The 21,649-nt window shown below is 72.3% G+C and carries 15 protein-coding genes; 7 read left to right on the top strand and 8 right to left on the bottom strand.

Annotation, left to right across the window (positions count from 1 at the left end):
* The first annotated feature begins 42 nt into the window (after positions 1-42).
* A complete protein-coding gene (locus tag ACWEQO_RS07325; RefSeq protein ID WP_452979883.1) occupies positions 43-405 on the top strand; it encodes an ArsR/SmtB family transcription factor in 363 nt (120 codons plus the stop codon).
* A 33-nt stretch (positions 406-438) separates the two neighbouring features.
* Here the strand turns inward: ACWEQO_RS07325 and ACWEQO_RS07320 are convergent, their stop codons facing one another.
* Together ACWEQO_RS07320 and ACWEQO_RS07315 are read right to left on the bottom strand one after the other, a co-directional pair.
* Positions 439-4,401, bottom strand: a complete 3,963-nt coding sequence (locus tag ACWEQO_RS07320) for a glycoside hydrolase family 2 TIM barrel-domain containing protein (RefSeq protein WP_452979880.1) — start codon at positions 4,399-4,401, stop codon at positions 439-441.
* A 421-nt stretch (positions 4,402-4,822) separates the two neighbouring features.
* Complete coding sequence (locus tag ACWEQO_RS07315) at positions 4,823-6,376, bottom strand: purine-cytosine permease family protein (RefSeq protein ID WP_452979877.1); 1,554 nt, start codon at positions 6,374-6,376, stop codon at positions 4,823-4,825.
* A gap of 101 nt (positions 6,377-6,477) precedes the next feature.
* Here ACWEQO_RS07315 and ACWEQO_RS07310 point away from each other — a divergent pair, with 101 nt between their 5' ends.
* Entirely contained in the window at positions 6,478-7,929 is a 1,452-nt protein-coding gene (locus tag ACWEQO_RS07310) for a PucR family transcriptional regulator (RefSeq protein ID WP_452979874.1), read from the top strand.
* A 36-nt stretch (positions 7,930-7,965) separates the two neighbouring features.
* Here ACWEQO_RS07310 and ACWEQO_RS07305 read toward each other — a convergent pair whose 3' ends face one another.
* The gene (locus ACWEQO_RS07305; RefSeq protein WP_361457496.1) at positions 7,966-8,733 is read right to left on the bottom strand and encodes an HAD family hydrolase; all 768 of its coding nucleotides are present in this window, start codon (positions 8,731-8,733) and stop codon (positions 7,966-7,968) included.
* A 518-nt stretch (positions 8,734-9,251) separates the two neighbouring features.
* Between ACWEQO_RS07305 and ACWEQO_RS07300 the strand changes: the two genes are divergently transcribed.
* Positions 9,252-9,887 carry a ScbR family autoregulator-binding transcription factor gene (locus ACWEQO_RS07300; protein ID WP_361457499.1) on the top strand — a complete coding sequence of 212 codons (636 nt, stop codon included), beginning with the start codon at positions 9,252-9,254 and terminating at the stop codon, positions 9,885-9,887.
* Here ACWEQO_RS07300 and ACWEQO_RS07295 read toward each other — a convergent pair.
* A complete protein-coding gene (locus ACWEQO_RS07295) occupies positions 9,799-10,320 on the bottom strand; it encodes an ATP-binding protein (protein ID WP_361457502.1) in 522 nt (173 codons plus the stop codon). The two genes, ACWEQO_RS07300 and ACWEQO_RS07295, sit on opposite strands and share 89 nt — an antisense overlap.
* Positions 10,321-10,528: 208 nt before the next feature.
* On the opposite strand from ACWEQO_RS07295, the gene ACWEQO_RS07290 reads away from it, so the two are divergent.
* Positions 10,529-11,449, top strand: a complete 921-nt coding sequence (locus tag ACWEQO_RS07290) for a helix-turn-helix domain-containing protein (RefSeq protein WP_452980262.1) — start codon at positions 10,529-10,531, stop codon at positions 11,447-11,449.
* 76 nt (positions 11,450-11,525) lie between these two features.
* Complete coding sequence (locus ACWEQO_RS07285; RefSeq protein WP_452979870.1) at positions 11,526-11,960, top strand: PaaI family thioesterase; 435 nt, start codon at positions 11,526-11,528, stop codon at positions 11,958-11,960.
* A 30-nt stretch (positions 11,961-11,990) separates the two neighbouring features.
* On the opposite strand, the gene ACWEQO_RS07280 is transcribed toward ACWEQO_RS07285, so the two are convergent.
* Positions 11,991-15,434: an AAA family ATPase gene (locus ACWEQO_RS07280; RefSeq protein WP_452979867.1), complete on the bottom strand. Its 3,444-nt coding sequence runs from the start codon at positions 15,432-15,434 to the stop codon at positions 11,991-11,993.
* Between the two features lie 364 nt (positions 15,435-15,798).
* On the opposite strand from ACWEQO_RS07280, the gene ACWEQO_RS07275 reads away from it, so the two are divergent.
* Positions 15,799-16,698 carry an aminoglycoside phosphotransferase family protein gene (locus tag ACWEQO_RS07275; RefSeq protein ID WP_452979865.1) on the top strand — a complete coding sequence of 300 codons (900 nt, stop codon included), beginning with the start codon at positions 15,799-15,801 and terminating at the stop codon, positions 16,696-16,698.
* Between the two features lie 417 nt (positions 16,699-17,115).
* Positions 17,116-18,468, top strand: a complete 1,353-nt coding sequence (locus tag ACWEQO_RS07270; protein WP_452979862.1) for a globin domain-containing protein — start codon at positions 17,116-17,118, stop codon at positions 18,466-18,468.
* Positions 18,469-18,499: 31 nt separating this feature from the next.
* On the opposite strand, the gene ACWEQO_RS07265 is transcribed toward ACWEQO_RS07270, so the two are convergent.
* The 3 genes from ACWEQO_RS07265 to ACWEQO_RS07255 form a co-directional block, all read right to left on the bottom strand.
* Positions 18,500-19,012: an O-acetyl-ADP-ribose deacetylase gene (locus ACWEQO_RS07265; RefSeq protein ID WP_452979859.1), complete on the bottom strand. Its 513-nt coding sequence runs from the start codon at positions 19,010-19,012 to the stop codon at positions 18,500-18,502.
* Complete coding sequence (locus ACWEQO_RS07260) at positions 19,009-20,418, bottom strand: phytoene desaturase family protein (RefSeq protein WP_361457620.1); 1,410 nt, start codon at positions 20,416-20,418, stop codon at positions 19,009-19,011. The genes ACWEQO_RS07265 and ACWEQO_RS07260 overlap by 4 nt, the downstream gene beginning before the upstream one ends.
* Positions 20,419-20,584: 166 nt before the next feature.
* Entirely contained in the window at positions 20,585-21,430 is an 846-nt protein-coding gene (locus ACWEQO_RS07255) for an inositol monophosphatase family protein (protein WP_452979856.1), read from the bottom strand.
* Positions 21,431-21,649 lie beyond the last annotated feature (219 nt).

Genomic DNA, 21,649 nt, shown 5'->3' with positions numbered 1-21,649 from the left:
AGACTCGTTCATGTCCACATGTGTGCTGAGCAGGATGTCCGCGTGGGTCATGGAGCCGTCGTCCCCGCGCAGGGCGACGTCGAGCGCGTCCGTCTGGACGCGGACAACGTCGCGAAGGTCGCCACCACGCTTCAGGCCCTGTCCACCCCGTCCCGGCTGCTGATCCTGGCCCGGCTGCGCGAAGGAGCGCTGCCGGCCACGGCGGTGGCCACGGAGGTGGGCATGGAGCAGTCGGCGTGCTCGCACCGGCTGCGGCTGCTGCGCAACCTCGGCCTGGTGGTGGGTGAACGCCGGGGCCGCCGCGTCGTGTACGCGCTCCACGACCACCATGCCGCCGAGCCGCTCGACCGGGCCGTGTACCACGTGGAGCAGCTGCGGCCGGGGATCAGCGACGCCGCCGAGTGACGTCCCGTCGGCGTCGCTCCCCGCCCCGGCGGATCACTCCCCCGCCGTGGGCCTCCGTGAGAGGGCCGTCGCCTCGTCCACGTCGGTCAGTGGGCGCAGCCGGTAGGTGTACGCGTAGTCGCGGTCGGCGAGGAGCTTGAACTCGTCGTGGGTGTGCGCGCCCCAGCTGTCGTCACCGCCCACGCCCATCTGCCGGTGGCTCAGCCGCAGCACGACCGCGTCGCGCGGGGTGAGCTGGTAGTCGTGCCGTGCTCCGGCCGACAGGTCCTCGGGGGTGAAGTGCGAGGCGTTCACCTCCAGGAGCGGTTCGCCGCAGGCGAGCAGGCCGCGCCCGCCGCCGTCGGTCAGGGCGACCCAGCGCACGTCCGTCTTGTTGCCGTTCTCCTGCGGGCGCAGGTAGCCGCTCCACTGACCGGAGACGGTCCCGGTGTACCGGCCCACGTCGGTGCCGTGGTTGCGGTCCCACTGGTTCTCCTCGGGGCCCCGGCCGTAGTAGTGCAGCCGGTCCAGGCGGCGCGGCAGGAACAGCAGGGTGCCCACCTCCGGAAGGTACGGCAGGTTCGGCGCGCCCGGGCGCAGGGTGTTGCCGACCTTGATCTCGCCGTTGCCGAAGACCGTGTACGTGATGCTGTACGCGGACTCGGTGGTGGTGGGCAGCGTGCCGGTGACCGTGATCTCGACGGCACGGTCCCGCAGGGCGCGCACCCGTACGCCGGTCACCGTGCGCCGGGCGCCGGCGTCGCGCCAGGTCTGGTTGCGGAGGTGCTGGCCGTTGCCCCGGTCGTTGTCGGTGGGGGCCCGCCAGAAGTTCGGTACGGGGCCGGAGGTGATCAGGCGCAGGCCGCCGGCCTCGTAGGAGGTGATGGTGCCGCTGCCCTTGTCCACGGTGACCGAGAAGCCCCTGCCCTTGACCGTCACGGCCCTTTCGCCGTCCTCGTGGCGCAGCAGCGCCGGGACGCGCTCCAGCGGGACGGGGGCCGGGGCCGCGCTGCCGACGTCGACGGGGAGCTGCTGCGCGGCCACCTCGAAGCCGGCCTCGGCCCACTTCGTGCGTTCCCTGGTGGTGAAGGAGAGGTGCAGGAAGTACTCGCTGCCGGGCGCCGGGTCGCGCGGGAGCCGCACCGGGAGGGTGACGTCCTTGGCGGACAGCGGGGGCACGTCCAGTTGGTCTCCGGTGAGGCGGCCTCGCCGGACGACCTCGCCGTCGAGGACCAGGGACCAATGGCCGTCGAACTCACGGAGGTTGGTGAACAGGTACTCGTTGGTGAGGGTGACGCGTCCCGAGGTGGGCGTGTCGCCGGAGGCCGGGGTGGCGTGGATCGCCTGGTGGATCCGCTTGATCTCCGCGGCTTTTCCGGTGTGGGCGCGGTCGGCGGTGACGATGCCGTCCCCGGAGAAGGCGCCGTCGTTGGGGTTGTCGCCCCAGTCCCCGCCGTAGGCGAGGAAGGTCTTCTCCCGGGGCTTCACCTCGGTGACGTCCGCGTCGGCCGCGTCGAACCAGAACCGCACCCCGTCACCGTCGGGTCCGCGGCCGCCGGAGGCGAGTTCGGCGGCGCTCAGGGCGCGCGCGTACACCCGGGCGCGCCGGATGGTGCCGCTGAACTCCCGGGTCGGGTTGTCGACGTCGGTGGCGAGGGCCAGCGGCGCGGTGACGGCGTCGGGGCGGCGGGTGGTGCTCCGGGTGGCCCTCACCGTGCCGTCGACGTACAGGGTCAGTGTTCCCGCGTCCGCGTCGAAGACGCCGGCGACATGGTGCTCGCGTCCGGTCCAGTCGTCCGGCAGCCCCCAGCTCGCCGCGATCCACTGGCCGCCGCCGTGGATGAAGAACTCGAGGCTGTGGTCGGTCTGTTTGAGCGCGTACTGGGTGTCGCCCTTGGCGATGACCGGCTGGTGGTAGCCCGTCACCCCGGGGGTGATCCAGGCCTCCAGGGTCAGCGACCCGGTGAGGTCGAGGCGGTCGTCCCGGGCGAAGACGGTGCCGCCGGAGATCCCCTCGGTGCGGCTGAAGGTGCCGCTGGGGTTGACGATCTCGCCGCGCAGCCCGGCGGGGCCGGACTCGGTGAGCAGCGTGCGGGCGGGGGTGGGCCATCGCAGGGCCTGGTCGGCGAAGTCCCAGACCCAGCCGCCCTGGAGCACGTCGTGGCGTCGGACGGCGTCCCAGTACTTCTTGAAGTTGCCGCACGAGTTCCCCATCGCGTGCGAGTACTCGATCATCACGTACGGCCGGGTGTCGCCGGTGTCCCCGGCTCTCGCCTCGACGCGGGAGGGGCTCTCGTACATCTTGGAGCGGATGTCACTGATCCCGGGCCGGTCGTCGCCCTCGTACTGGACGACCCGGGTGGGGTCGTAGGAGCGGATCCAGTCGTGCATGGCGTTGAAGGTGGTGCCGCCGCCCGCCTCGTTGCCCAGGGACCAGATGACCACCGAGGGGTGGTTCTTGTCCCGGTGCACCATGTTCTGCGCGCGGGCCACGCACGCCTCGGTCCAGTCGGCGTGGTTCCCGGGGTACTCGCCGCGGATGGCGTGGGTCTCGAGGTTGGTCTCGTCGACGAGGTACAGGCCGTAGGCGTCGGCGAGTTCCAGCCAGAGCGGGTTGTTGGGGTAGTGGGAGGTGCGGACGGTGTTGATGTTCAGCCGCTTGACGGTCTCGATGTCCTTCACCATGTCCGCGCGGGTGAGCGCCATGCCGCGGTCGGGGTGCATCTCGTGGCGGTTGGTGCCGCGGAAGGAGACCGGGCGGCCGTTGATGCGCATCAGACCGTCCCTGAGGGCGAACTCGCGCAGGCCGACCCGGTGCGAGAGGGTCTCGGTCACGGTGCCGGACGGGTCGCGCAGCCGCAGCACGGCGGTGTAGAGGTAGGGGTGTTCGGCCGACCACAGCTTCGGATCGGGCACGGCCGCGGACGCCTCGACGGTCACGTCCTCGCCGGCCGGTACGGAGCCGAGGTCGGCGCCGCGCTGCAGCGGCCGGCGCCAGACGGCCTGCCCGCGGGCGTCGTAGAGCTGGGTCTCGACGGTGTACCGCCCGGCGCCCGCTCCGCCCGAGTAGTCCCGCACCTGGGCGGTGACCTTCAGCGCGGCGGTCCTGTGGTCGTCGCCGAGCGGGGTGTCCAGCTTGAAGTCGCGCAGGTGGACGGCCGGGGTGGAGTACAGGTGGACCGAGCGGAAGATGCCGCTCAGCCGGATCATGTCCTGGTCCTCCAGCCAGTCGCCGTCGGAGTAGCGGTAGACCTCCACGGCGATCTGGTTGGCGCCGGGCTTCAGGTGCTCGGTGATGTCGTACTCGGCGGGGGTGTAGGAGTCCTCGTGGTAGCCCACGAGCGTGCCGTTGATCCATACGTAGTGGGCGGACTTGACGCCCTCGAAGTGCAGGAAGGTGCGCCGCCCCGCCCAGTGGCGGGGCACGGTGAAGGTGCGCCGGTACTGGCCGACGGGGTTGTAGCGGGTCGGGGCCGCGGGCGGCTGCGCGTCCTCGCCCAGGCCGTTGGGGCCCCACCAGGGGTAGGTGATGTTGACGTAGACGGGGCTGTCGTGACCGTGGAGTTGCCAGCAGGAGGGGACGGGGAGGGTGTCCCAGGAGCTGTCGTCGAGGTCGGTGCGGTGGAAGTCGGGGTCGCGGTCGCCGGGGCGGTCGGCGTGGGCGAACTTCCAGGTGCCGTCGAGGCTGAGACGGTACGGCGAGCGGGTGCGGTCGGCGGCGAGGGCCTGTTTCAGGTCCGCGTACGGCATGAGGGTGGTGTGCGGGGGCTCGGTGCCGACCCGGAAGACGGCGATGTTGCCGTTCCACTCCGGTCCGGCGTCCGCGCTCGGGCTGCCGTCCGGCGCGCCGTCGGCTGCGGCTCTCCGTCCGGCGGCGTGCGCGCCGGCGGGCGCCGCGGACAGGGCGAACGCTCCGAGGAGGGCGGCTCCCCCCTCCAGCAACCGGCGACGGCTGACGGGCGGCCGGGTGCCGGGGTGGGCGGACCGGTCGGTGGGAGACACGTGGGAGTGCGGCATGACCGTGGCCTTCCTCGGTTCGACAGCGCACCGCCGCACGCGCACGGGGGCAGGGATGCACGGATGCCCGGACGGGGCGCGGACCGAGGGCACCTCGGGGCCGGCCCTCAGCACACCGTGACGGAGGGTGCGTCGCTGTCGGAACGGATCACAACGAGTGATGACGGAGGTGACGCGGGTGAACTCTGAGCCAGGGACACCCTAGGACTCGAACACAATCCGAGCAATGACGCTGTCGGGGTTTGTTCGACCCTGATGGTTCGATGGCTCGTTCCCGCCGCTCGTCCGTGAACCGCCGGCCCGCGGCGTGCCTGCCGCGCGGAACGCCGACGGGGCGGACCCGCGTCGCGCGGGCCCGCCCCGTGATCCACGGTGCGGGGACTCAGCCGGTCGGAGAGACCGCCGAAGGCTGCCGGACGGGTCAGCCGGCCGGCGCCGGCTCCGCCGTAGCCTCCGGCGTCTCCGGCGTTTCCTGCGGGTCGCCGCTGATCGGCAGGACCTCGGCGTCGGAGGCCCGCACGAGGCGGGGTCCCTCCGGCCCGTACACCCCGCGCGGCTCGGGGAACAGGGTGAGGAGGGCCAGGTAGAGCACCGCCGCGAGGACCAGGCCGACCGGGAGCGAGATGTCCATGCCGTCGGCCAGGTTGCCGAGCGGTCCGACGAACTGGCCGGGCAGGTTGGTGAAGAGCAGGGCCACCGTGGCGGAGACCAGCCAGGTGGCCAGGCCGCGCCAGTTCCAGCCGTGGTCGAACCAGTAGCGCCCGCCCGTGCGGCGCTGGTTGAAGACCTGGAGCGCCTTCGGGTCGTACCAGCCCCGGCGGGTGACGTAGCCGAGGGCCATCACGATCATCCACGGCGCGGTGCAGGTGATGATCAGGGTGGCGAAGGTGGAGATCGACTGCGTGAGGTTCAGCCAGAACCGGCCGGCGAAGATGAACCCGATGGACAGGACGCCGATGAGGACCGTCGCCTGGACGCGGCTGAAGCGGGTGAAGACGCTGCAGAAGTCCAGTCCGGTGCCGTACAGCGCGGTCGTGCCGGTGGACAGGCCGCCGATCAGCGCGATGAGGCAGAGCGGCAGGAAGTACCAGCCGGGCGCGATCGCGAGCAGGCCGCCGACGTAGTTGGGCGCGTCCGGGTCGAAGTACTTCCCGGCCTGGGTGGCGATGACCGACGCGGTGGCCAGACCGAAGACGAACGGCAGCAGGGTGGCGATCTGGGCCAGGAACGCGGCGCCCATCACCCGCCGGCGGGGCGTCGCGGCCGGGATGTAGCGGGACCAGTCGCCGAGGAACGCGCCGAAGGAGACCGGGTTGGAGAGCACGATCAGCGCGGAGCCGATGAACGACGGCCAGAACAGCGGGTCGGCGGTCGAGGCGAAGGCGCCCGCGTAGCCGGGGTCGAAGTCGCCGGCGAAGGCGAAGGCGCCCAGCACGAACAGGGCCGAGGCCGCCACCACGGCGATCTTGTTGACCAGCAGCATGAAGCGGAAGCCGTAGATGCAGACCACGAGCACCAGGCCGGCGAAGACCGCGTACGCCGCGGCGTACGTCAGCGTCGACTCGGGCACCCCCAGCATCCGGTGCGCACCGCCGACCAGGGCGTCGCCGGAGGACCACACCGAGATCGAGAAGAAGGCGACCGCGGTGAGCAGCGCGAGGAAGGAGCCGACGACTCTTCCGTGCACCCCCAGGTGGGCGGAGGAGGAGACGGAGTTGCTGGTGCCGTTGGTGGGGCCGAAGAGCGCCATCGGCGCGAGCAGCAGGGCGCCCGCCACCAGGCCGAGCACGGTGGCCGCGAGCCCTTGCCAGAAGGAGAGGCCGAACAGGATGGGGAAGGAGCCCAGCACGCACGTCGCGAAGGTGTTGGCGCCGCCGAAAGCGAGCCGGAACAGGTCGAGCGGACGGGCCGTACGGTCCTCGTCCGGGATCTGCTCGACACCATGAGTCTCGATTTCGGTGACCGAGGTCGCCATGGGCTCTTCACCTGCCGTTCGTACCGGGGACGGCTCCACAGTGTGGGCCCCTCCCCGACCGGCGACAATGGTGGCAATCACAGAGAGATAGCCTCATATATGTGGCCACCAACAAACTCACCGTCGAGGATCTGCTCTCCTTCCCCGCCCTCCAGCTGTCGGTGAAGGCGGGCCGCAACGGCCTCGGCCGCTCCGTATCCTGGGCGCACGTATGCGAGTTGGACGACCCGACGCCCTGGCTGCTGGGGGCCGAGGTCATCATGACGACGGGGCTCGCGATCCCCCGGAGCGCCGCCGGGCAGCGCCGCTTCCTGGAGCTGCTGGACGACGCCGGGGTCTCCGCGCTGGCCCTGTCGGCGCAGTTGCACACGCCCCCGCTGCACGAGGCGTTCTTCCGGACGGCCGAGGAACGGGACTTCCCGGTGCTGGAGGTGCCGCTCGCCGTTCCGTTCATCGCGGTCTCCCAGGAGGTCGCCGCCGCGGTGCAGGACGACGCGCGGCACCGGCTGGGCGCACAGCTGCAGGTCTTCGGCTCACTGCGCTGGCTGGTCGCCGAGGACCTCGACACGCCGTCGCTCCTGCGCCGCCTCGAGCGTCTGTCCGGGTACGACGTGTACCTCTGCACCCCGCAGGGCCGCCCGCTGCTGCCCGGGGTGCCCACCCCCGACCCGGGCGTCCTGCCCTCCTCGGTGGACGCCCCGCCGACCGTCCCCGGCGGCTTCGTCCTGCCCGTGCCGGCGCCCGGCGGCCCGGCGGGCTTCCTGGTGGCGTACGAGCGGCAGGGCGCCCAGCCCGCCGGTCTGGCGGTCGTCCAGCACATCGCCACGGTGGCGGCGCTGCGGGTGGCGATGGTGCGCAACGAGCGCGAGACGCTGCGCCGCGAGGGCGCCGAGACCCTGGCGGAGCTGCTCCAGGAGGTGCTCGACCCGGCGGCCGCCCGCCGCAGGCTCGCCCGGCACGCCATCGAGGGCGACGCCGCCCTGTTCGTCGTCCGGCACGCACCTGACGAGGCGCTGCTGCACTGCCTCGAGGACCACCCCCACCTGCTGCTCACCCGCGGCGGCGACCGCTACGTGCTCGGCGCCCCGGAGCTGGCCGACGCCATCGGCGGGCTGCCGGCCGTGGCGGCCGGGATGAGCCGCCCCTTCCGTCCGGGCGCGGCCCTGAAGGTCGCCCAGCGCGAGGCCCTGTGGGCGGTGGCGAAGGCGGTCGAGTCGGCCCGCCCACTGGTCCGGTACGGCGCCGACGCGACGGGCCGCTGGCTGCCCGAGGACCCCGCGGTGCTGAACGCGCTGGTCGACCACGTGCTCGGCGAGGTGCTGCGCTACGACGCGGCCCACGATTCCCAGCTGCTGCTCTCCGTCCGCACCTGGATGGAGCGCGACCGCCGCACCGAGACCGCCGCGGCGGCGCTGCACATCCACCCGAACACGCTCGCCTACCGCCTGCGCCGCTTCGGCGTCCTCTCCGGCCGCGACCTGTCCTCCACCGGCGCCCTGACGGAGGTGTGGCTCGCCGTCCAGGCGGCGGGCGCCCTGGGCCTCACCGACTGAGGCCCCTCGCCGGACGTCGTGGGTCGGACGGGGCCTTCACGACGGACCCTGCCCCCTTCCCGTCTCCGGGTCCGGCCCGGTCACCCAGGTTCGGGCCCACGTCAGGAGCTCGGGGTCGTCCAGGGAGGTCACCCACAGGTCGGCTCCGTCCTCGTCCCCGTCGTCCGGTCGGGGGCCGACGCCGAGCACCCGCAGTCCGGCCCGGCGGGCCGCCTCCACACCGGTCAGGGAGTCCTCGACCGCCAGCGCCCGCTCGGGGCGGACCCCGCACAGCCGGACCGCCTCGGCGTAGACGTCGGGCCACGGCTTGGGCCGCACCGCCTCCGCCGCGGGCGCCCCGCCCGGGCCGCCCGCCTCCCGCGGCGTCCCGGACGGAACGACGACGTGCCGGAAGCGTTCCCGCAGTCCGGCCCGGGCGAGGCTCTCCTCGACCACCTCCAGCGGGCAGTTGCTGGCCACCGCCAGGGGCAGCCGGCCGGAGAGCAGCCGCACCAGTTCGACGGCGCCCGGCATCGTCACCGGGTCGTCGGCGACGAGGGACAGGAAGTTCGCGAGGAGCGACGCGGTCAGGTCGGCCGTCAGCTCGGGCTTGCGCACCGACTCCGCCATCAGCCGCCCGCAGTCGGCGTAGTGCACGCCCTTGGCCTGCTCCGCGAACCCCGGCGGGGCCTGGAGCCCGAAGCCCCGGAAGGCCAGGCGGCGGGCTTCCTGCCAGTGGCGTTCGCTGTCCATCAGCGTGCCGTCGCAGTCGAAGACGACTGCTTCGGGGGACCAGTCGAGCAGAGGGTGTACCGGAGTGGTCACAGCGGCCTCCTGAAGGGGCGGGCGGTCACACGCGGCATGACCGCGAACCGGGTCTGGCGGTGTCTCGTGCCGGGCGCGCCGCAGGCCGGCGCACGTCAGGGCACAACCGGAATACGGAATTGCGCGCATTCCCGACGTTCGGCAACAAACGGAAACATCACGACCGTTACGTTATTTACGCTCCGGAGAGTGCGGCAATGACCGCAAGGAGTTATCGACGGTAAGGGTGGCCGGGGTGTATGGCCCCTGGGACGCCGACCGGGCCGGCCAGAAGTACGATCCATCAACGTGGTTGCATCGTAAGGAAGTTGAGTCATATTCACTGGGCAACCCGCTCCGGCGGAGCCGACCCCCTCGCCCGCCGCGCGAGGCCGGGACAACGGCGAATCGGCCCCATTACCACTCGCCAGCGTTCACCCTCGAAAGAAATGCGTAATTACCGCGTGAGCGTGACCCTTATTTGCTCCCGGCGTACGCGGGCGCACTACATTCGTCGTTGTCGGAGAAATTGAGCGAAGGTGGACAGGACGTTGCAGGAACGGGCCAGAGCAACCCGCAGAACACTCCTGGAAGCAGCCGCCTCCCTCTTCGCCGAACGCGGTTACACGGGCACCAGCGTCAACGACATAAGCACCAGGTCGGGACGGACCAGCGGCTCGGTCTACTTCCACTACGCCAGCAAGGAGGGCATCGCCCTCGCCGTGGTCCAGGACCGTTTCGCCACCTGGCCGGACCTCGCCGCACGGTACACGGACGAGACGGTCCCACCGCTGGACCGCCTCGTCGCCCTGAGCTACGACATCGCCCACGCCCTCGCCGGGGACCCCGTCACGCGCGCGGGCGCACGCCTGTGGGCCGAACGCGAGACCGTCAACACCGCGCTCCCCGACCCCTTCCTCCTGTGGACCGCCGCCACCACCCGCCTCCTCGCCCAGGCGCGCAGCGCCGGCCACCTGGCGCCCCACGTCCGCCCCGCCAGCACCGCCCGCACCCTGGTCCGCGCGTTCTTCGGTCTCTGCTCCCTGACCGAGGCGCTCGAGGGCGCGGCCACCGTCCCCGACCGCCTCACCGACTGGTGGCACCTGACCCTCCCCTCACTCCAGCCGGCCCCCCTTCCCGCGGCGGCCCCGGGTAAGGCGCCGAGAGCCACGTGAGACTCCGGGGTGTCGTCGCGCACTCGGCCCATACCGTCTTTCCGGGTCCCGGGCGGTCGCGTACACCCCAGTCGACGGCAAGCGCGTCGACGAGAACCAGCCCACGACTTCCGTCCTCGCCGGGGGCCCTGCGCGCCGGCAGGGCGGGACGGGTGTCGGACGCCTCGACCCGGATCAGAGCCCTGCCACCGTCACGGACGAGACGGAGGGCGAAGTCCCGCCCCGGAACGCGGCCGTGCAGAACCGCGTTCGCGGCGAGCTCCCCGACGACGAGGACGACGGCGTCGTGTGCTTCGGTGCCGTGCGGGAGGCCCCACTCGGCGAGTTGGCGCGCGGCGAGCAGCCGTGCGAGGCGCGCACCGCGCCGGGTGGCGGAGAAGCGCTGCACGAAGGAGCGGGCCGGGGTCGGGGTTGGAGTGTGAGGAGCTGACATGGGGGTCAGCCTGCTGGGTGCTGACGGCCCGTCGGCAGTCCCGCCGCCGATACAGCTCACGCTGTATCGGTTCACGCGCTGGACTGAATCGGTCGCTGTACGTGACGATGAGTGTGCCGAGCGTGGCGCAGCGCGCCCGGCACACGGCACGGCACGCGTGCGGGCCCGGCACGGACACGGCCCGGCGGCACAGGGGAAGGCGACTGCGATGGCGACGGACAACGGCGGCGGGGCGGCAGGCGGGAACTGCGAGCCGGAACTCTCGGACAGCTTGAAGACCTTCGGCGCGGTACTCAAGGCCCTGCGTGAGGAAGCCCGCCTGACACAGGAGCAGTTCGCGCCGTTGGTGCGGTACTCCGCCGCGTACATCGCCAAGATCGAACAGGGGAAGCGCTTCCCGCCCAGGGACCTGCTGGACCGGTCGGAGGAGATCCTGGGCGCAACTGCGGCACGCGTACTGGCGGCATCGGCACGGAGCTTGACCCGCAGGGCGGGACTGGCGTCCTGGTTCCGGCAGTGGGCGGGGATCGAGGAGGAGGCCATCTCGCTGTATGCGTACGAGTGCCGGGCGATTCCGGGGCTGTTGCAGCCTGAGCCCTACATCAGGGCCATCTTCGAGCGGCGGCTGCCACCCCTCGCGGAGGATCAGATCGAACGCCAGGTCACCGCACGCCTGGAACGGCAACAGCTTCTGACCGAGCGGCCGAACACAGCCTTCAGCTTTGTCATCGAACAGGCTCTTCTTGAACGGCACATGGGCGGGCCAGAGGTCGCGCGTCAGCTGCTGGACCACCTGCTGAAGGAAAGCGTTCGACGGAACGTAGAGATCCAGCTGATGCCCTTGCGTCAGTACGATCACGCCGGAATCGACGGCTTGATGTACCTGGCGGAGACACCTCAGCATGAGTGGGTGGGCTACTCCGAGAGATGGCACGGTCGCCCAAGAAAAACGTTCTCGATCTGGCGCTCAGCAACTCCTGCGGATTCGGAGGTCGGAATGCCGTCCTGGCGAGCGCCCGGGTATGACCGGACGGGGAACACCCCGGCCGGGCGCGGTGGACGAGGTGCCCGCGGCGCGGACGTGGCCCGTCCTCGTCCGTTGGTTCAGTTTTCCCAACGCATGCTGTAACACTGACGGTTGGCACGTCGCACGATCTTCACCGTGTGTCCGAGAGCACTCCCCCGATCCCGAAAGGCAGCACGCCATGCCCCCTTCCGAGACGGCAGCCCTCAGCCCCGCCATCCTCCTGGCGGCCATGCCCTTCGCGACGCAGCTGGGCATCGAACTCCACGAGGCCACCCCCGAACGGACCACAGGCAGTCTGCCCTGGTCTCCGGAAACCTGTACCGCGGGCGGAGTCCTGCATGGCGGAGCCCTGATGGCGCTGGCCGACTCCGTCGGCGCGGTCTGCGCCTACCTCAACCTCCCGCCGGGCGCCGGGACGTCCACGGTCGAGTCCAAGACCAACTTCCTGCGGGGAGTGGCCTCCGGGCGGGTCCACGCCACGGCCCGCCCCCTGCACGTCGGCGGCACCCTCGTCGTCGTGCAGACCGACCTGCGGGACGACGAGGACCGACTGGTGGGACAGACCACCCAGACCCAGATCGTGCTCGCGGCGAAGGACGGCGCCACGAACTGACCCCACGCCCGTGGGGACGACGGAAGGTGCTCACTCCGGGCGGCGGCCCAGGGCGGTGTCGGGGTCGTCGCCGCCCCAGCTGCCGGGAGTCCGCCACAGGACACGGACGCCGAAGACGTCGCGTACGGTGTCGGCGGCCCAGTCCTCGGCAGGCGGCTCGCACAGGACCAGGTAGAGGCTGCGGGCCGGCGCGGACAGTGTGTGCTTGATCTCGAGGAGGCGGGTCGCCCCCGAGCGGAGGTCCTCGTAGGTGGAGCGGCCGGCGCCCAGGACCTCGTAGACGAACAGGCCTCGGTCCGTGTCGCAGGAGACGTCGACGACCGGGGAGTCGGCCGGCTGGAGGTCCGCCCACAGCAGCTCCGACTTCAGTGCGTGGCGCACCGCCTCGTGCTTCTTGCAGGTGCGGTCGGTGGCGGCCGAGGCCTCCAGGGCGCGCAGGAAGCCTTCCTTCGTGGTCACGGCCGGTCCGGCGGGTGCTTCTTCGACGGTGGTCACGGGTTCGGTTTCCTTCTGCTCGAAGTGCTCGGGCTGCTCGGGCTCATGGACGGCGGGGTCGGTGGGGTTCTCGGGGGCCTCTTCCGCGGCGTCGGCGAGGCGGGTGCGAAGCGTCTGCCGTGCTTCGGCCAGAGCCTCGGTCCAGCCGGATTCCGCGAGTTCGGTCCGCAGCCGGCCGGTGTCCAGGGTGCTGTCCTTGAGCGCACGGTGGGTGCGGGACGCGAGGTCGCGCAGTATGCCGAGGCGTTGCCGGTCCGGGGAGCCGAGGAGGCGGTGGACGTCCACCCAGTCCGCCAGCTCGCGGCGGAGGACGCGGTGGGCCATGCCCTGAAGGTCCGACAGCCGGGCGCGGGCGCCGTCGAGTACGTCTTCGTCGCCGGTCACCAGGTCGTCGAGTACGCCGAGCGCTGCCGCGTAGCGTTCGGCCATCCTCGGCGAGACGGGCTGGCGGCCCCGCCGGTCGGCGGTGAGCACGCTGTGGCCGGTCTCGTTGGCGAAGACCCAGCAGTCGAGTTCGTCGCCCGGGCGGGGAGGAGCGGAACCGTGCCTGACGGTCAGGACGAGCGGGCGGTCGGTCTCCGGAGAGAGCGCCTTCACCTTGTAGCGGCCGCCCGGGCCGGGGCCGAGGACCCGGACGCGGATGTCGGCGCCGATCTCGGGGACGTCGTCCGCATCCGTGCCGGATCCTGTCTCGGTGGAGGGGGGTCGGGGGACGGTGTCCGTGTTCGTGAGCACCTCCGGGAGCGGCGAGGTGTGCAGCACGGTCAGGCTCTGTGTGCTGCGGGTCAGCGCGACGTAGAGCTGCCGCAGGCCGGCCGGGCCTCGGTCGGCGATGACGGCGGGCTCGATGACCAGGACGTGGTCGTACTCCATGCCCTTGGCCTGGGCGGCGGCCAGGACGGACACCGATTCGCGGTCGGTGCCCGTGCTGTCGTCGCCCTGCTCGAGGTGGCGGCTGATCTCGTCGAGCCAGTGCGAGTCGTCGGGGACGATGACGGCGACGGAGCGCCGGGTGCTCCCGTCGCTGGTGCCGGCCAGGCGGGTCGCGTGGGCGACGGTGTCGTCGAGGAGCTTCCACGGCTCGGTCGCCACGGTCCGTACGGCGTCCTCGCCCGCCTCTCGCACGGCCTGCGGGTACGGCAGTCCGGGAGCGACCGCGCGGGCGAGGGGCGCGACGAATTCCATGATCTCGGCCGGCACCCGGTAGCTGGTGTTCAGCTCGGCGACCCGCCAGTCCCCGTGGTCGGACAGAAGGGTGCCGAGAGGGTCCCAGCTGAGGTGGGTGTGAGGGCCGGTGGCCTGGGCGAGGTCGCCGAGGACGGTCATGGAGCCGCCGACGGCGCAGCGGCGGCGCAGCGCGCGGGCCTGCAGCGGGGTGAGGTCCTGGGCCTCGTCGACGACGATGTGCCCGTAGCGCCGGGGCGTCTCCCCGTCGATGAGGAACCGGAGCTCTTCGAGGCAGACGCGGTCGTCGAGGGTCCAGGGATCGGCGTCGGCGGTGGCGGCTCGTGGCCGGTGGAGTGCTGCCTGCTCGTCGCCGTCGAGGATGCCGTCCGCGCAGGCGCGCAGGAGGTCGGGCGAGTCGTAGAGGCTGCGCAGGGCCTCCCTCGCACCGGGCGACGGCCAGAGGCGTTCGACGAGCCGCTCGACGCGGCGGTTGCGTTCGAGGTCGCGGCGGATCGTGCCGTCCTGGCCGCGGCGCGGGGCGACGGCGGTCAGTTCCTGCAGGAGACGGTCGACGAACAGGCTGCGGAAGCGGTCGCGGCGCTGCCGGTAGGGCCCGTCGCCACCGCGTGCCTCGTCGAGGAACGCGAGGACCTCGGACTTCGGCACGCGCAGCGTCGTACTGCCGGCGGTGACGACGACGGACGGCTCGTCGCCCTCGTAGGAGGGTGCGGTGGTGAGGTCGTCGAGTGCCTCGGGGCGGCAGGCGCTCTCGACGCGTCGCCGCAGCACGGCCGCCATGCGCTCGTCGGACTTCACCCGCCGCGCCTGCGGGGTGTCGGTGCCGAGGATCTCGCCGTCCCACAGGCGGTTCAGCTGGACGGCGTTGACGTCGCGCGTGCCGAGGGTGGGCAGCACCTGGCCGACGTAGTCGAGGAACCTCTGGTGGGGGCCGATGACGAGGATGTCCTGGGCCTTGAAGTGCTCGTTGTTGACGAGCCAGGTCACCCGGTGCAGACCGACGGCGGACTTACCGGTACCCGGGCCGCCCTGCACGACGAGGATGTCGGACGGGGAACCGGTGACCAGGTCCATCTGGTCGCGGCGGATGGTCTCGACGATGTCCCGCATCCGGCCGCTGCGCGAGCGCTGCAGCTCGCGCAGCAGGAAGTCGTCCGGCTGCGGCGGCTTACGGCGCTGGATGCGGGCGACGTCGCCCGGTGTCCGGGACGGCCGGCGCTTCTCGTGCTGCTCCGCGCCCGGCTCCGGGGGGACCACGAGAGGCGTCTCGGCTGCAGCCGCCTGACTGTCGGCCTCGATCATGTCGTCCGCGGCCGGCCGCGGAGGCGGAACGAGAGCGGGGGGAGAAACGGTCGCGGCGGCGATGTCGTCGAAGTAGCCCTTGACGACACGCTGCACACAGCGCAGCTGCCGCCGCAGGGCCACCTCCCCTGGAGCCTCGGGCAGGGCCTCGGCCCACCTCTTCGCGAGCGGGCTGGTCCACGGCAGGACCACGAGTTCCTTGTCGGAGTCGTGGACGACCCGTCGGCCGATGTACCAGGGACGGGGGTTTCCGCCGGGATCCTCCGGCGCGTCGACACGGGAGAAGACCAGTGCCTCGTCACCGAGTCCGCCGTACGCCGCGGCCCGCGCCTCCGCCTCCTTGCGGTTGGCGATGCCGTCCTTCCCGCTCGCCGATGCCGTGGCGGCCGATGCCCCGGTCATCTCGGCCAGTCGCGCGGTGTAGCAGTCGTACGCGTGGTCCACCGCCTTCTGCTCGGCGGCGATGACCTCGTCGTGCATGGTGGTGCCCATGTGCGTCCTCCCTGCGGGCGCCCGCGGGCGCCGCTACGGGCATGCCGCCCGTACCCCTCCGAAAGACTTATCAGAACCCTGACCATGGCAAAAGCTCAGGGGACCACTTCCTGGGCCGGCTTCCCGACTTCGGCGCCAGGCGCTCACCTGGTCGTGCCCCGGTCCGGTCCGGTCTCGCACTGGTGGCATTGACATCCCGGGCACGGGAGTGACCAGAGGGCTTTGGCGTGGCACACGGTCTCGAACGCCGTGCGGCGGACACAACCGCGAAGGGGCGCTCGGGAGCCGTCTGCGGCGCGGGCCGTGTTCATCAGCCGGAAAAGCGTTTGACGCTCACCGGCGTTCGGCGTTCGGATGGCGCCTCATGAGCACAGGGCAGATGCATCCCGGCCAGCATCCCCTCGACAAGGCCCTCGTACGGTGGTTGATCGTCGGGCAGTTCCCGCAGTGGGCCGGGCTTCCGCTGGAGCGCCACCCCTCCGGCGGCACGGTCAATGCCATGTACCGGCTGGGCGACGGCATGGTCGTGCGGCTGCCGCTGGTGCGGGGCGGGGCCGAGGACGTGGCGATGGAGCAGGAGTGGCTGCCCCGCCTCGCGCCCCTGCTGCCCACGGCCATCCCGGAGGTGCTCGGGGCCGGGGAGCCCACCGAGGGGTATCCGTGGCCGTGGTCGGTGTATCGGTGGCTGGCGGGGGAGCTTCCCGAAGCCGGGGCACTGGACGAGCCGGTGCTGCTGGCCAAGGATCTGGCCGAGTTCGTGGCGGCGATGCGGAGCATCAGCCTGCCGGAGGCGCCGCGGGCTCACCGCGGCGGACCGCTCGTCTCGCTCGACGCGGAGACCCGGTCGGCGATCGAGCAACTGCGTGGGATCCCGCAGGAGGACGTCGACTGCGACGCCGTAGCCGCCGTATGGGAGGACGCGCTGCGGGCCCCCGGCTGGGACGGGCCGCCGGTGTGGCTGCACGCCGATCTGATGCCGGGCAACTTGCTGGTCGACGGCGGCAGGCTGACCTCGGTGATCGACTTCGGGTGCACGGGAGTGGGGGATCCGGCTTGCGATCTGTTCCCGGCGTGGAACCTGCTGCCGGCCGGTGCGCGGGAGGTCTTCCACGAGGCGTTGGGTGTGGACGACGCGACCTGGGTCCGCGGTCGGGGGCGGACGCTGTCGCAGGCGCTGATCGCGCTGCCGTACTACCGAAGGACGAACCCGGTGATGGCGCACAACGCCCGGCACGTGATCCGGGCAGTGCTGGGCGAGGGCTGAGGCCTCCCGAGCTTCAGCTCGCAACCCGGGACTGAACGTCGCCGAGAGCCGGAAGGCGGGAATTCTCCGCCTGTGTGCGCACCCGTCAGGTGTGCACACCTGCTCCCCTTCTGCCAGGGCCCAACGTCCCTGCTCCCCAGGGCCCTTGGGGCATATGCCCCTGATGCCATACTGACCTGCGTTTTCTCCCGTCGGAAACCGGTGGTTCGGCGTCTGTTCGTTGTCGAGCCGCCTCGCCCCCTCGACACGTCGCTCAAGGAGCCCAGCCATGCCCCGACTCTCCTGCCCGCTCCCGGTGAGGGCCTCGCGCCGACCGGACCGGTGGGCTCCCGGTCCGGTCGCCGGCCGGGGCCGGACCGGACCCGGCTCCGTGCGGATACCCGTCGTCGGGCCCGAGACGGGAAGGGTCCGCTGACCATGGGCGTGGAAGACAGGACGTACCACACACTCCTCGCCCGGCACGACGCGATGCGGCTGCGTCAGCGGTTGCTCTCCCCAGGGAGCGCCCCGGACATCGGCCATGGCAGCCGTGGCGGCCGTCCCCCGGCCGAAGAGACGTACGACGCGGCCGCGGACCAGCAGATCATCCTGCGTGACCTGGACCTGGTGGCTCCGCTCGACGAGCTGATCGACGACCTGTACCGGGCGCTGTTCGCACGGCATCCCTCCCTGCGGTCGCTCTTCCCCGACGCGATGGCGTTCCAACAGGCGCATCTGGCGCGGGCGTTCTGGTACCTGATCGAGAACCTGCACCGCCCTGAGGAGATCACCGGGGCCTTCACCCGGCTCGGCCGCGACCACCGCAAACTCGGCGTACGCCCTGCGCAGTACACGGCGTTCAAGGACGCGTTGCGCGAAGCGCTGCGGAGCCGTGCGGGCGAGTACTGGAGTCCCGGGCTCGAGCAGGCCTGGATGCGGATGCTGCAGCTCGGTGTCACCGCCATGGTCCGGGGCGCGGAGGCCGCGCTGCACGAACCGCCCTGCTGGCGGGCGACAGTGACGAGCCATCAGCTGTGCGGGCCGGATCTGGCGGTGCTCCGCCTCCTGCCGCACGAGACCTTCCGGTACCGGGCCGGCCAGTACACCACGCTGGAGTCCGCCCGGCTGCCGCACACCTGGCGCCCGTACTACCTGGCCGACGGACCCGGACCGGACGGGGAACTCGAGTTGCACGTCCGGCGCAGCGGCCCCGGCGGGGTCAGCGAGATGCTGGTGCGCCACACCGCACCCGGGGACGAGGTACGGCTCGGACCGCCGAAGGGCAGTCTGACGCTCGACGCGGAGCCCCTGGGCACCCTGCGGTTGGTCGTCCGGGACACCGGCTGGGCCGCGATGAAGGCCCTGCTGCAGGAGCTGGACGGCGACGTGCGGCGGTCCTCCGCGCACCGTGTGCGCCGCCGGGTACAGCTCTTCCTGGGCGCCGACTCGCTGTCCGACCTCTACGACCTCGGGTATCCGACGGGTCTCGAACAACGCCACTCCTGGCTGACCGTGGTCCCGGTGCCGGGCGGGGCGCCGACCGGGGGCAGGTACGACCGGTTGCTCCACGCGGTGGCCCGGAGCACCCCCCTCACGGAGGGGCGCACCCTGATCGCCGGGCCGCCGGACATGGTCCGTGCGGTGGCGGCCGGACTCGTCCACGCCGGGCATCCCGCCGAACGCATCGTCCACGACCTGTTGCCGTCCGGTCCGCACGTCCTGCCCCGGTCCGCTCGGGGGCACGGGCCGGCCGGGGGCTTCACGCCCCCGGGGCAGCAGGTCACCGCCTGAACCGGCCGCCGCGCCGGGCGACTTGTGGGGGTCAGTCGGCCTGTGCGGCGAACGCCTGGTAGGCCCGGGTGTCGAAGAGGACGAACCGGGCCTCCTCGACGGCTGTGCGCGTTCTGCGCACCGTCTCGACGGCGATGCGCGCCGCGTCGTCCAGAGGCCAGCCGTAGACACCGGTGGACACGGCCGGAAAGGCGATTGCACGGGCCCCGAGTTCGTCCGCCACCCGCAACGACTCGCGGTAGCAGGAGACCAGCAGCTCCGAGCGGTCCTCCTCACGGGTGAACACCGGGCCCACCGTGTGGATCACCCAGTGGGCGTTCAGGTCGCCCGCGGTGGTGGCGACGGCCTGGCCGGTGGGCAGGCCGCCGCTGTAGGGGAAGGCACGCAGGCGGCGGCACTCCTCGAGGATCGCGGGGCCGCCGCGGCGGTGGATCGCGCCGTCGACGCCGCCCCCGCCGAGCAGGGAGGAGTTGGCCGCGTTGACGATGGCGTCGACGTGCTGGCGGGTGATGTCGCCCTGGACGAGGGTGAGGGTGGTGGTCATGTCCGGCGCAGCCTCCTCCAGACGGCCTTCGCCGCGTTGTGTCCCGACATGCCGTGCACGCCGGGGCCGGGCGGGGTGGCCGAGGAGCAGATGAACACGGCCGGGTGCGGGGTGTTGTACGGGAAGAGGGAGAGTTTGGGGCGCAGCAGGAGCTGGAGGCCGCTGGCCGCGCCGGAGGCGATGTCGCCGCCGACGTAGTTGGCGTTGCGGGCGGCGAGTTGGGGCGGGCCTGCGGTGGCGCGGGCCAGGACGCGGTCGCGGAACCCCGGGGCGAAGCGCTCCAGTTGGCGTTCGACGGTGTCGGTGAGGTCTCCGGTCCAGCCGTTGGGGACGTGGCCGTAGGCCCAGAAGGTGTGCCGGCCGGCGGGGGCCCGGGTGGGGTCGACGATGCTCGGCTGGACGGTGATGAGGAACGGCCTCTCGGGGGCGCGGCCCTCGCGGGAGGCGGCGCGCAGGGCGGTGCCGATCTCGGTGCTGTCCGCGCCGATCTGCACGGTGGTGGCCCTGCGGGCCTCGGGCGCGGTCCACGGCACCGGGCCGTCCAGCGCGTAGTCGATCTTGAAGACGCCGGGGCCGTAGCGGTAGTTCGCGTAGTGGTCGCCGAAGCCGGCGATGCGGGCCAGGGCGGTGGGCGAGGTGTCGAAGACGTACGCACGGGCCGGGGGCAGGTCGTCCAGGCGCTTGACCTCGTAGTCGGTGTGGATCGCGCCGCCGAGGTCCTTCAGGTGTCCGGCGAGGGCGTCCGAGATGGCCTGGGAGCCGCCGCGGGCGACGGGCCAGCCGCGGGCGTGCGCGGCGAGGGCGAAGACCAGGCCTATGGCGCCGGTGGCGAGGCCGCCGAGGGGGGCGATCACGTGGGCGACGAGGCCGGCGAACAGGGTCCTGGCCCGCTCGTCGCGGAAGCGGCGCATCAGCCAGGTGGAGGGCGGCAGTCCGACGAGGCCGAAGCGGGCGAGGGTGACCGGGTCGCGGGGCAGCGCGGTGAGCGGCAGGGACATGAAGTCGCGGGCCAGGGTGTCCCATCGGGGCAGGAAGGGTTCGACCAGGCGGCGGTACGCACCGGCGTCGCGCGGGCCGAAGGAGGCGGCCGTCTCGCCGACCGACCGGGACAGCACGGCCGCCGTGCCGTCCGGGAAGGGGTGGGCCATGGGCAGGTCCGCGTGCAGCCACTCCAGGCCGTAGCGCTCCAGCGGGAGGGCGCGGAAGGCGGGTGAGTTGATGCCCAGCGGGTGCGCCGCGGAGCACGGGTCGTGCCGGAAGCCGGGCAGGGTCAGTTCCTCGGTGCGGGCGCCGCCGCCGACGGTGCCCTTCGCTTCGAACAGCGCGACGGAGAAGCCGCGCCGGGCCAGCTCCACGGCGGCGGTCAGGCCGTTCGGCCCCGCTCCCACCACGACCACGTCGAGCATCGACACCACCTTCGGGCTCCTTCGTCAGCCGACGGCAACCGGAGGGTCAGGATATGCCGGTGCGCCGCTACCGCCCCGGGTCCGGGGCGACCCCTGCCGGGGCGACCCCTGCCGGGGCCCGGGGCGACGGCGTCTCGGCCGGCCGTACCGCCGGCCCGGGGGTGGCTCAGGCTCCGCCCGACAGCAGTCCCACCACCCTGCGGGCCGTGGCCTCGTCACGGGCCGCGGTGAACGGGAGGTCGTTGCCGCCCGTGATCCGGAAGGGGGCGCCGGAGCGGGTCAGGTGGGTGCCGCCCGCCTCCTCGACGAGGAGCAGGCCCGCCGCGTGGTCCCAGGCGGCCTCCCAGCAGAACGCGGTGCTGTCCGACTCGCCGCGGGCGACGGCCAGGTACTCCAGTCCGGCCGAGCCGCAGGAGCGGGGCGCCACGCCGGCCGTCCGCAGGCCGAGGAGGGAGCGCTTCTGCTCCTCCGTGGTGAAGTCCGGGTGGGAGGTGGCCACCCGCAGGTCGCGGCCGGGGTCCGGGGAGCCCGCGTGCAGCCGCTTCCCGTCCAGGAAGGCTCCTTGCCCGCGGACGGCGGTGGCGAGTTCCTCGCGGGCGGGGGCGTAGGTCCACGACGCGTGGATCACTCCCCCCTGGGCGAGGGCGACCAGGGTGCAGAATCCGGTCTCGCCCTGCACGAACTGCCGGGTGCCGTCGACGGGGTCGACGATCCACACCGGCGCCTCCCCGCGTATCCCGTCGTACGACGCCGGGTTGGCGTGCACCGCCTCCTCGCCCACCACGACGGAGCCGGGCAGCAGGGCGAGCAGGGCCTCGGTGAGGTACAGCTCGGACTGCCGGTCGGCGTCGGTCACCAGGTCGTGCGGGCCGGACTTGCGGTCGATCTCGTGGTCGGCGAGCCGGCGCCAGCGCGGCATGATCTCCTGTGCGGCCGCCTTGCGGACGGCTTCCTCCACGTCGGTGGCGTAGCGGGTGAGAAACTCCTCGATGGTTTCGTTGTCCTCGATCATGTGCTCCATCAGAACATGCCCCACTGACAAACCCCGCCTGTCTGGTGCACTCCAGGTGGTAACCACATGAAGATGGGCCCTCGGTCCGGCGGAGTATGGGCTCGGTGACCCACCGCACGAGCCCGCACCCCGCACGACCCCGCACGCCACGCGGCCCCGCGCACCGCGCGGTCCGGGGCGTCGAGCCGGCCGGGGCTTCCGCGTCAGGCGTGATCAGGC

The sequence above is a fragment of the Streptomyces sp. NPDC004051 genome (assembly GCF_053604275.1).
The sequence above is the reverse complement of the archived record's forward strand: the minus strand, read 5'-3'. Positions and strand labels throughout refer to the sequence as shown.